Annotated in this window: 11 protein-coding genes; 7 read left to right on the top strand and 4 right to left on the bottom strand. The window is 40.6% G+C overall.

All coding sequences use genetic code 11. From position 1 onward, the window contains the following. The 4 genes from AC33VI_RS21165 to AC33VI_RS21150 form a co-directional block, all read left to right on the top strand. A partial coding sequence (locus AC33VI_RS21165) for an SUMF1/EgtB/PvdO family nonheme iron enzyme (protein WP_491784247.1) occupies window positions 1-970 on the top strand: 970 nt, incomplete at its 5' end. Window positions 971-995: 25 nt separating this feature from the next. Continuing rightward, on the top strand, window positions 996-2,084 hold the full coding sequence (locus tag AC33VI_RS21160; protein WP_491784246.1) for a TIGR00341 family protein: 1,089 nt from the start codon (window positions 996-998) through the stop codon (window positions 2,082-2,084). Between the two features lie 89 nt (window positions 2,085-2,173). Next, entirely contained in the window at window positions 2,174-2,785 is a 612-nt protein-coding gene (locus AC33VI_RS21155) for a chorismate lyase (RefSeq protein WP_491784245.1), read from the top strand. 125 nt (window positions 2,786-2,910) lie between these two features. After that, a complete protein-coding gene (locus tag AC33VI_RS21150; RefSeq protein WP_491784244.1) occupies window positions 2,911-3,246 on the top strand; it encodes a hypothetical protein in 336 nt (111 codons plus the stop codon). A gap of 92 nt (window positions 3,247-3,338) precedes the next feature. Here AC33VI_RS21150 and AC33VI_RS21145 read toward each other — a convergent pair whose 3' ends face one another. Together AC33VI_RS21145 and AC33VI_RS21140 are read right to left on the bottom strand one after the other, a co-directional pair. After that, entirely contained in the window at window positions 3,339-3,782 is a 444-nt protein-coding gene (locus AC33VI_RS21145; protein ID WP_491784243.1) for a hypothetical protein, read from the bottom strand. Window positions 3,783-3,997: 215 nt separating this feature from the next. Further along, on the bottom strand, window positions 3,998-4,288 hold the full coding sequence (locus AC33VI_RS21140) for a hypothetical protein (RefSeq protein ID WP_491784242.1): 291 nt from the start codon (window positions 4,286-4,288) through the stop codon (window positions 3,998-4,000). A gap of 409 nt (window positions 4,289-4,697) precedes the next feature. Here AC33VI_RS21140 and AC33VI_RS21135 point away from each other — a divergent pair, with 409 nt between their 5' ends. Together AC33VI_RS21135 and AC33VI_RS21130 are read left to right on the top strand one after the other, a co-directional pair. Next, entirely contained in the window at window positions 4,698-6,059 is a 1,362-nt protein-coding gene (locus AC33VI_RS21135; protein ID WP_491784241.1) for a cytochrome c biogenesis protein, read from the top strand. A 5-nt stretch (window positions 6,060-6,064) separates the two neighbouring features. Continuing rightward, on the top strand, window positions 6,065-7,240 hold the full coding sequence (locus AC33VI_RS21130) for an urease accessory protein UreH domain-containing protein (protein WP_491784240.1): 1,176 nt from the start codon (window positions 6,065-6,067) through the stop codon (window positions 7,238-7,240). 28 nt (window positions 7,241-7,268) lie between these two features. Here the strand turns inward: AC33VI_RS21130 and AC33VI_RS21125 are convergent, their stop codons facing one another. Continuing rightward, a complete protein-coding gene (locus AC33VI_RS21125; protein WP_491784239.1) occupies window positions 7,269-7,487 on the bottom strand; it encodes a hypothetical protein in 219 nt (72 codons plus the stop codon). Between the two features lie 234 nt (window positions 7,488-7,721). Continuing rightward, complete coding sequence (gene gltX / locus AC33VI_RS21120; RefSeq protein WP_491784238.1) at window positions 7,722-9,296, bottom strand: glutamate--tRNA ligase; 1,575 nt, start codon at window positions 9,294-9,296, stop codon at window positions 7,722-7,724. A 493-nt stretch (window positions 9,297-9,789) separates the two neighbouring features. Between gltX and ahcY the strand changes: the two genes are divergently transcribed. Next, a complete protein-coding gene (ahcY, locus tag AC33VI_RS21115) occupies window positions 9,790-11,193 on the top strand; it encodes an adenosylhomocysteinase (RefSeq protein WP_491784237.1) in 1,404 nt (467 codons plus the stop codon). Window positions 11,194-11,210: the final 17 nt, after the last annotated feature.

Raw genomic sequence — 11,210 nt, 5'->3', positions numbered from 1 at the left:
TGCTTTTACCGAAGCCTATTGGATTTTAGAACAATTGGCGGAATTACCTCCTATTTTTAGGCAATACCATCGTCTCTTTGCTGCGGATGGGTTACCCAAGAAAGAACGAGAAAATTTACCTAGTTTGGCGACTGTTGAAGACTATTTAGCTACAGTTAGAACAAGAGTACTGCAGTATTTAGAATCTGCACCCATAGAAAAACAAGAAAGACTCTGGCAATGGCTGATTCAACACGAGGGTCAACATTGCGAGACGATCGCTTTTCTCTGGAAACTATACTGTCATGAGAATGCTTTAGAAGATCCTCGCGCTCGCTTTAGCTTTGTCAAAGATAGCCGTAATTCGGTTGCGGAGGAGATGGTGAAAATAGAAGCAGGAGAATTTATTCTAGGTAGCAACGAAATTTTTGCTCAAGATAACGAGCGTCCTTCTCATAAAATATATTTAAACACCTATTGGCTCGATCGCTTTCTTGTTACTGGGAAAGAATACGCTAATTTTATCACTGCGGGAGGCTATCAAAAATCTCAGTATTGGTCGCCTGAAGGTTGGCATTGGTTGCAAAAAAATTCCCTAGATCGACCCTTATATTGGACGGATGACAGCCAAAGATTAAATCTTCCCGTATGTGGAGTTAGCTATTATGAAGCGGAAGCTTACGCCAAATTTGTTAACAAAAGATTGCCTACCGAAGCAGAATGGGAAAAAGCAGCAAAATTAACCACTTCTAACGGTTGTGAAGAGATGTTAGGTAATATTTGGCAATGGACGAACTCTTGGTTTGATGGCTATTCTGGTTTTACTAGCTATCCCTATACTGGCTACTCCCAAGTCTATTTCGATGGTCAACATCGAGTTTTGCGGGGAGGAAGTTGGGCGACAAATCATTATGCTTTAAGAACTACTTTTCGTAATTGGTATCATCCCCATGTCAGACAAATAATTGCTGGTTTTCGCTGCGCCAAATAACAGTCCCCTAGTACCCCACTCTCCTATGCTGCTTCTCAATCCTAATATTGGTTGGTACGCTCGAATCAAAGCATATTTTCGTCAAAGATATCCAGTTCAGACCAAAAAGATCGAAGATTCTTGGAATAGTCAAAGTGGAGATTGGCATTGGCTAGCCGAAAAACCTTTGCCGATTGTAACTCTCAATCGCAATTTATGGCGTGCTTCCGTACCTTCCTTGAGTTTCTATGTTCTATTAGGATTATCGGGGTTAATTGCAACTTTGGGTTTGTTGGCAAATAGCGTGGCAATTATTATTGGGGCAATGATTATCGCTCCTTTGATTGGCCCAATTACGGGAATTGCTTATTCTTCTACGGTAGCCAACCGAAGGCTGTTAAAACGTTGTTTTTTAACTCTTTTTACAGGAGTATTATTTACCGTCTTCATCTCTGTCATGACAGTCTTGCTAATTGGTTTAAAAACAGCCACCCCAGAAATTGTTGCCCGCACTACTCCCAATCTTTTAGATCTGGTCATTGCTTTAGCAGCGGGGGCAGCGGGGGCATTTGCTAATACTCGCAAACGAATCGCCGACGCTCTACCTGGAGTTGCGATCGCAGTAGCTTTAGTTCCGCCTTTGAGTGTGGTGGGGATCGGTATAGCTTGGGGGGAAACTTCTCTTTCAGTCGGGGCTTTACTATTATTTATTACCAACCTCACGGGAATTATTTTTAGTGGGGTAATCATCTTGCTGCTTCAGTCTTACGGTAGTATCGAACGAGCCAAACAAGGATTGATTTTTACCATTACTACCCTGTTAATTTTAGGTTTGCCTTTAGGTTGGTCTTTGAGAAGTTTAATTGTGCAAAATAACGCTCGTTATCAAGTTAATGAAATAGTTCGCAGGGAAATACCCAGTTTATCTAATAGCGACATTAGGACGATCGCAATTCAAAATAACCCCAGCAACAGTAAAAATATTACCGTGGAAGTGGTTGTCGCTGCTACCCCTGGATCGATAAATCGCGATCGCTTGGTCAAAATTAAGGATCTCCTCACCCAAGAATTAGATAAAGAAATCGATCTGAAAGTCAAGATTATCCCTACAGAAACTATCACCATCGACCATTGAACCTCCCATTGTCGGAGACGAGAAACGAGAAATTTTTGGCAAATAACGCTACCATCTTTATTAACAAGAATAAAGTTTTGTAACTAAAAGTGACTGCAACCCAACCATTCAATCTTCAAACTACCCCTAGTAGCTGGCATTCTCTCCAACCAATTTGGCAAGGAGGGAAAAAAGCGGTGCAGCAAGGTTTACCCCACGAACAACTAGCACCAACCTGGCAGATTTTGTTGTTGGGAGATGGTTCTCCTACTCATCTTTTACAGTTGCTGACGGGAGAAAAGACCGAAGTAGATGTAATCGATATGTCGCTAATTGGTAAAAGCGACGATGGCGCGCCTGAAGAAATTCAAGCTATTGCAGAGCCAAGATTGCGAAGACAAGTCTGGTTGAAAACAGCATCTGGTCAACGACTAGCTTATGCTGCTTCTTGGTGGAATGCTAGAGAAGTGGATGATTATCTACAAAATCGATCGCAACCCATTTGGCGTAGTCTTTCTACTTTGCATACCGAACTCTATCGCGACGTGCGGGGAGTATATTGCGGTCACTGTCCCGCTTTAGAACAAGAATTCGGGCAAAAAGCACCTTTTTGGGGTCGTCACTATTTATTTTGGCACGATCGCCAGCCTTTAACTTTAATTTATGAAGTATTTTCTCCTTATTTAGCTAAATACTTGGGAGAAATGGGCAAAAAATCTTAAAAGCGATCGAATCTAAAATCTTTATTACTATAGACTTGGTTTTTCTAACTCCCCTTTATACTGCCAAGCAAGTGCAGTTATGTTTTGTACTTGCGAACTGAAATTAACATAAAGAGGATATAACGATGGGTTTTCTAGGAAAACTATTCGGTAAAAAAGAAGAAGATAAAGCAGCAGCAGCAGGCGATGTTTCTGTAGCGGCAGCAGCAGACGAAAATGGTATTGCACCTGAAAAAGTTGGTTTGGACGGGCAATTTGATGAAAGTGGCTTGGCAAAGCGGGTTGCTAAAGCACTAGATGATGCGGGAGTGTCTGATAATGTTGGTCTTTGGGTAGCCCAAACTGGCAGTACTGTAGTTTTGAAATATAACCCCGATGCAGAGGGAGTTCTCGCCCAAGCCGAGGAGGTTGCTTCTGGAGTTGATGGTGCGAGTGGGGTAGAAACCGTACCCAACAGCTAAAAATTCATCGACAGTTAAATAAAAATTATTTCAAAAAAATTGGGACTATGATGCGTTGTCATCTAGTCCCTTGCTTTATTTTATGAGTTAATTTATCTACCTCTGCGGAGGTCATAAATTGCTTTTTCCGCTATCCAGTTAGGAGAGCGATCGCCATTATTTTTTTGAATACCCGTTAACAATCTATTAGCCGTTTTGGGATCGTTAATTAATCTTAGTAGTTGACGACGTAGCTTGGGGCTGACGCGATCTAGTAATGGAGTATTAGATTTATGGTTGAGGGACGGAAAACCAGAACTATTGCCTTTACGAGACTGAGAAAAATACCAAAATAAGATACCACCAGTAGCAATTAATCCAATTAAGAGGATAACTGTTGTCGAATCATTGGTTGACTCGTTACTGGAGTTATTAAAGACTATTTCCTCAGAAATTTCAGCTTGAGTATTTATAGTAGTTGCAGCCGTATTTTTAGTTAGATACCCATTAAAAAATATGGCACAAATAAAACTAATTATATATAGCTGTTTCTTCATACTTAGCAAATATTTTTGTATTAGCAGTTAAAATAGTTGTTTTAGATATTGATTAGCTCTATTCATCAACTATTGTAGCTAAAAAGTTTTACTTTATAGAGAGTTGATAAATCGATGAAAAAACAAAATATAATTTTATATTTATTCTTATCTTTCGCTTCATTTATTGTAGTAATTATTTTTTTGAGAAATAACAATTTAGGTAATTCTTTTTTTTAGCAGTTCTGAGTTTTGTACCTCGACTGTCTTACAACTCTCAAAAATCGACTCTCATAGTTATCGGTATTGTGGTGGCTGTCATTGCGATCGAAGAATGCTCTCAATACTGTTCGGTTAACTAAAGTTATCGGTGAGAAAGGGGGTAGGGTAATTCGAGCATTAGTTGCGGCAAACAGCAACGCCTTACTTTGCGAGGCAAAACCGTTGCGGAGGTTCCCTCCGTTGAGGTTATTGCCGAGGGCGCGCCTAACGGCGACGCGGTGAGACAGTCCGTTGCGGTGAGGCACTTTCGGTAGGCGGTCCCCGACTTGAGAAAAGTGCCGAATCCGAAGGAGTCTGTGACCCGTTGAAGGAACTGTCTCACCCTTTAGGGGGTCTCGAATTTAGGTGGTTGGGTGTAGGGAAGAAATGACCCCAACCCCCGACACCCAACACCCAACACCCTCCCTCAACCCCTTGATTTCATGGCTTATCCGAACAGTACTGAGAATGCTCTCAGATGTTTGTCTCTACCAGAACTTTTTCTTTAGTAGATTTTGCCTGCGATCTTTTGGGGGTAGCTATTTTTGGTTTTGCTGCTCATTGTTTAGCGCGCCAGCACGTTTAAATTTTATACTAGTTAATAATTTGAGACGATCCCTTCTCCAGCGACCTTTGTGTCAAGTAGGCGATCGCAGGTAAAGTTTACTATTTATAATGAATTCATCTTTAAAACCAAGATTTTTGTTTCGCCGTTTGGTTGCTATGGTTGCCAATTTAAAATTAGCAATTGTTTTATTATTGGCGATCGCAATAGTTAGCATCATCGGCACGGTAATCGAACAGTCGGAGACTTTGAGTTTTTATCAAGAAAATTATCCCGAATCTCCTGCTTTGTATGGTTTTTTGACCTGGAAGGTTATTTTAATTGCGGGTTTCAATCATGTGTATAGTACCTGGTGGTATCTTTCTCTGCTAATTTTGTTTGGGGCGAGTTTGACTGCTTGTACCTTTAGAAGACAGCTACCAGCTTTGAAAGCAGCCCGCAAATGGAAGTATTATCAAAAGCCCAAACAGTTTGCCAAGTTAGCCTTGAGTGCCGAATTAGATCGAGGTTCTTTAAAATCTTTAGCAACTCTCTTAACAGGACAAAAATATCAAGTCTGGCAGCAAGATAATACTTTATATGCTCGTAAAGGGATAATCGGACGTATTGGCCCAATTATCGTTCATTTGGGCATGATAATTGTCTTATTGGGAGGAATGTGGGGAATTTTCACGGGATTTTTCGCTCAAGAATCTATACCTAGTGGCAGCATTTTTAAAATCCAAAACATTATTGAAGCAGGACCTTTTTCTCGCCCCCAGATACCCGATGACTGGCAAGTCAAGGTAAATCGTTTTTGGATTGAATATACCAGTAATGGAGATATCGATCAGTTTTATTCCGATCTTTCAGTAGTCAATAATGATGGAGAAGAATTAAAAAGAGAAACTATCTACGTCAATCATCCCCTGCGCTATGACGGAGTAACTCTCTATCAAACCAATTGGAGTATTGCAGGAATCAAAGTCCAACTTAATAACAGTCCAATCTTTCAATTACCCGTAGCCAAATTAGATACTTTAGGTACGGGAGATATTTGGGGTACTTGGATTCCCACCAAACCCGATATGAGTTCTGGGGTTTCGATGCTGATTAAAGATTTACAAGGGACAGCATTAATTTATAACCAAAAGGGAGAATTAACCAGCGCGATTCGGATTGGTCAAAGTGTTGAAGTTGATGGCATCAAAATTAAATTACTGGATATCATTGGTAGTACGGGTTTGCAAATTAAAGCCGATCCTGGCGTACCTATTGTTTATGCTGGTTTCGCATTGCTAATGATCGGAGTAGTGATGAGCTATTTTTCCCATTCCCAAGTTTGGGCATTAGAACAAGGGGATTGCTTTTATTTTGGGGCAAAAACCAATCGCGCTCAAGTTAGCTTTGAGAGAGAAATGCTAGCAGTTATTGAAAATCTTTCTAATACGGAAGTAAATAGCCCGACCGAACCCAGCAAATCATTAGTATAGGAATAGTGGTAGATTTATTGCTAATTTTGGCATTGGGATTTTTTGGCAGTTTCGGTCACTGTATTGGAATGTGTGGTCCTTTGACTGTTGCTTTTTCTCTTTCTCAACAAGATAAAAATCCCGCAGAATTTAATGGCTGGCAATTCCATTTACTCTTAAATATCGGTAGAATAATCAGCTATGGCTTAGTCGGTGCTGCTTTAGGAGGATTGGGTTCTATTGTGGTGGCTGGCGGTCAATTAGCGGGAATAGGAAGTTTTTTCCGCCAATTTATAGCAATATTTACTGGTATTTTATTGATTTGGTTTGGCATCGGACAAATTAAACCTAATTGGTTGCCTAAACTACCTTTTCTCAATCCCCTACAAAGTATTCTCCATAACCGACTAAATTCAGGCATGAATCGGGTTGCCCGCGGGAAATGGTGGACTCCTGCTTTATTGGGTAGTTTGTGGGGTCTAATTCCCTGTGGATTTTTATATGCAGCCCAACTCAAGGCAGTAGAAACAGGAGACCTACTACAAGGTGGGATTGTCATGGTTTGCTTTGGCTTGGGTACGACACCAATGATGTGGGGAATTGGAGTGTTTGCCGCTAAAGTTAGTGCTAACAGGCGCAGTCAATTATTTCGCTTAGGGGGCTATATTACTGTAACCATCGGCATCTTAACTTTGTTACGAACTGATGCAATGGTCGATTATACAGGACATTTTGCTTTGGTATTATTAATGTTAGCTTTAATTGCTCGTCCTTTAGGGGGAATTTGGAATGCTCCCTTGCAATATCGTCGTGCTATTGGAGTTGGTGCTTTTATTCTAGCTATGGCTCACACCGCCCATATGCTAGACCATTCTCTTAATTGGAACTTGGATGCGATCGCTTTTATGCTTCCGCAACATCGTTTTGGTATTGGAATGGGAATTTTGAGTTTGTTTTTGTTATTTCCCGCTGCAATCACTAGTAGTGATGGCTGGCAAAAAAAACTCGGTCAACGGTGGCGCAAAATACATCTTCTAACTATTCCCGCTTTGATTCTGGCGATCGCTCATATAATTTTATCGGGTTCTCATTATTTGGGTGTTCTGGACTTGAATTTTGCCAGCATATTGAGGACTGGATTGATTATTTTGTTAGGAGTCTTAGTTTTAGTCTTGCGATGGCGTAATAATTCCCAAACGTAAGTTTGAGGTCAATAGTTTGAGCAATTTATCAGAAATTATCCCAAAATTCTTCCCATTTTTCTTGACTACAAAAATTACCGACTAAAATTGTGAGGGCGACTATGGGAAAAGCGATCGCAGCAGTAGCAATACCTACGACCAAGTCGAAACTTTTATTGAATGTGTAGGTTCGTTCGGGATCTAAGGAAGAACGACTGTTTTCTGAGATAGAAGAATTAGAGCAATATTTTTTTACTATTGAATTCATAGGTTATATTGGGCTATTTTTATATCTCTAGCTTAGAGCAATATGTTCTAATCGGAATCACAAAATACTTTTGAAATACACATTTAATATAGTTTTATTTATTGCGCTCGGACTCCAACTGTAACAGTTTAATTTTAGCGGTAGACCAGTTAAGATTCAGGTTATTCCTAGTTATTCTCAAGAGAGACCAGACAATAACCTGAGTTTGAGATAAAAGAATTGCTTGAATTCAGTTTAGCTAGAAATTTTTTCTAAAGCTTGTTGCAAGCGAGTTTTATCTACACCGATTTTGTTAAGTAGCAACCATGTTTGAGTTAAATCGGGACCGTGTAATTCTCCTGTAAAACTGGCACGGAGCGATCGCATGACCAAACCTTTTTTGACTTTTTGACTTTTGGTTACTTGTTTAATTAGTGCTTTGGCATCTTCTTCCGCCATTGCTGACCCATCAATTCCCGCCATAATTTCTGAGATTACCGCAGTGACTCCTTCTTGTTGGAGTAAATCCAGCGCATCATCGGCATAATCAACGGAATCGGCGAAAAAGGCATGAATGTCTGAGGCAATAGAAGTGTCTTTGATCGCATCTTTTAAATTTGCGGCTGTAGATTCTCCCAAACGAGCTAGCATTACATCTCGATCCATCACATCAGTCAAACGAGTTAGGGTAGATCCAATTAAAGCAGATAATTTTTCCAACCAAGAGCGATCGAATTTATCTACTGCATAACCCGCTTCTTGCCAAAAAGGAATTAACAGATCTGTGAGCTTATCGGCGGGCAGATCGTGGAGATATTGACTGTTAATCCAATCCAACTTATCCCAGTCAAATTTAGCCCCTGCTTTATTAACCCTTTCGAGATCGAATTCTGCTGCTGCTTCATCTAAAGTAAAAATTTCTTTAGTAGAGTCTTGAAAAGTCCAGCCCAACAAGGTCATATAGTTAACTAAAGCTTCAGGCAAAAATCCTAGTTTGCGGAAATCATCAATGGAAGTTACTCCGTCTCGTTTGGATAGTTTTTTTCCATCTAGGTTGAGGATCAAAGGACTGTGAGCAAAAGTAGGTACTTCTGCGCCTAATGCCTCGTAAAGCAAGATTTGTTTGGCAGTGTTAGCAATATGATCTTCCCCACGAATTACGTGAGTGATTTTCATGTCGATATCATCCACCACTACCGCTAGATTATATAAAGCCTGTCCGTAAGGGAGGACGCGACCCTGGAGGTTTCCTCCAGGGCTTGTGACGTCCGTCTCGTCTCCACTAGCAGCCCGAGCAATTACCATGTCTCCACCGAGGTCGCTACCTTTCCAAGTTACAGTGCCGCGAATGCTATCCTGCCAAGCAATAGTGCGATCGCCGTCTATTTTAAAGCGAATTACTGGCTTGCGTCCCTCACTTTCAAAAGCCTGCTTTTCTTCTGCCGATAAATTGCGGTGGCGATTATCATAACCAGGAGCTTTCCCTTGGGCTTTTTGGGTTTCCCGCAACTCGTCTAGTTCTTCAGGAGTGCAATAACAAGGATATGCTAGCCCTTTGTCAATCAAAGTTTGTACTGCTGCTTGATATTTATCCAATCGTTGAGTTTGGAAAAAAGGTCCTTCGTCCCAGTTTAAACCCAACCATGCCAATCCTGACTTGATATTTTCAGTATATTCGGGGCGCGATCGCGCTTCGTCTGTATCTTCAATTCTTAAAACAAATGTACCTTGTTTGGCGCGAGCATACAGCCAATTAAATACCGCCGTCCTTGCCGTGCCGATGTGTAAATTTCCCGTAGGTGAGGGGGCAATCCTTACTCTAACGCTCACAAAATACCTCTTAGCTTATAATTAATATTTTTTTCATGCAGTTTCTTATTGTACCGAGATTTAGAGACTTGTTCGCCATACTTTAGAAAGAGAATTTTAAGTAAGAACTAATTTTAGTCTGCTTCAAATTAAATGGTAAATTGCCAATTATAATCCTGTCTGTTACAGCACGAGCAATTATGTTATATTACTTAGAAAATGTTTGGGATTAGGCAATTACTACTTATTAGCAAGCTTTGCAAGCATTTATATCAGTTCGAGCGAGATTTAGTAGAGATTAGATTTCCAATACAAGCCAAATCTTAGTTGCCATTTAACTAGCATTGAAAGCTATTGATTATCTATCATCTTAGATAAGGGAAATCATTTAGCTATGACTTAATCCCTAACCAGAACAATAGAGTTATTGAAATTAAGCCAATCTTTTTTAGGGTTTAACTAAGGTTTACCAAGCCAACATTTTACAGATAGTACTTTAACCAACTAAGAATCTATGACAGCACAAGCACCTGCCAAAGAAAAACAAAATATTCAAGACTATAAAGTAGCCGATATTACCCTTGCAGAATGGGGTCGCAAAGAAATTTCTATTGCTGAAAGCGAAATGCCCGCACTGATGGCAATTCGCAATAAATACAGCGCGACTAAGCCCCTACAAGGAGCAAAAATTATTGGCTGTATCCACATGACCATTCAAACAGCAGTTTTAATCGAAACTCTAATTGAATTGGGTGCTGAAGTACGCTGGTCTTCTTGCAATATCTTCTCTACTCAAGATCATGCTGCTGCGGCGATCGCGGCTGCTGGTATTCCTGTATATGCTTGGAAAGGAGAAACCGAACAAGAATATATTTGGTGTATCGAGCAAACTTGCCACAACGCTGAAGGCGACCTTTGGGATGCCAATATGATTCTCGATGATGGTGGCGACTTGACAGGTCATATCCACGAAAAATATCCCCAAATGTTAGACCGCATTCACGGCGTGACTGAAGAAACTACTACTGGCGTTCACCGTCTGTGGGAAATGCTAGAAAAAGGCGAATTAAAAATTCCTGCAATCAACGTTAACGACGCAGTAACCAAAACTAAAAACGATAACAAATACGGTTGTCGCCACAGTTTAAACGATGCCATCAAACGCGGTTTAGATCACCTAATGGCTGGGAAAAAAGCTTTGGTAATTGGCTACGGTGATGTGGGTAAAGGATCTGTTGCTTCTTTGCGTCAAGAAGGCATGATTGTCAAAGTATCGGAAGTAGATCCTATCTGTGCAATGCAAGCTTGTATGGATGGCTTTGAAGTAGTATCTCCCTACAAAAACGGTCAAAATGACGGCACAATGGATTCTATCGATAAAGAGTTGTTAGGCTCTCTCGATATGATTGTTACTGCTACTGGTAACTTCAACGTTTGCGATTCCAATATGTTAACTTGCCTCAAGCCTGGGGCGGTAGTTTGCAATATCGGTCACTTTGATAATGAAATCGATACTGCATTTATGCGTAAAGAATGGCGTTGGGAAGAAGTCAAACCCCAAGTACATCAAGTTTATCGCAGCAACGATCCTCAAGATTATTTATTGATTCTTTCTGAAGGACGTTTGGTTAACTTGGGTAATGCTACTGGACACCCCTCCAGAATTATGGATGGCTCTTTTGCCAACCAAGTATTGGCGCAAATGTTCTTATACGAACGCAAGTTTGCCGACAAGCCTGCTGAAGAAAAAGCTGGTGCAATTACTGTGGAAGTTCTACCCAAACATCTAGATGAAGAAGTAGCTCGTTACATGGTAGCTGGATTTGGCGGTACGGTGACTCAGTTAACTGAGGAGCAAGCTAAATATATCAACGTACCGATGAATGGACCTTTCAAAACCGACGCTTATAAGTACTAAAAAATTATAGGGTCGAA

It is taken from the genome of Waterburya sp. (assembly GCF_058530065.1).
Note: the sequence above shows the minus strand (reverse complement) of the source record. Positions and strands in the feature narration are given on the sequence as shown.

Bases quoted from the DNA above. Each gene is read 5' to 3' on its own strand.
- ahcY (WP_491784237.1), top strand. From the start codon at position 9,790: ATGACAGCACAAGCACCTGCCAAAGAAAAACAAAATATTCAAGACTAT.
- AC33VI_RS21145 (WP_491784243.1), bottom strand. From the start codon at position 3,782: ATGAAGAAACAGCTATATATAATTAGTTTTATTTGTGCCATATTTTTT.
- AC33VI_RS21160 (WP_491784246.1), top strand. From the start codon at position 996: ATGCTGCTTCTCAATCCTAATATTGGTTGGTACGCTCGAATCAAAGCA.
- AC33VI_RS21135 (WP_491784241.1), top strand. From the start codon at position 4,698: ATGAATTCATCTTTAAAACCAAGATTTTTGTTTCGCCGTTTGGTTGCT.
- AC33VI_RS21150 (WP_491784244.1), top strand. From the start codon at position 2,911: ATGGGTTTTCTAGGAAAACTATTCGGTAAAAAAGAAGAAGATAAAGCA.
- AC33VI_RS21125 (WP_491784239.1), bottom strand. From the start codon at position 7,487: ATGAATTCAATAGTAAAAAAATATTGCTCTAATTCTTCTATCTCAGAA.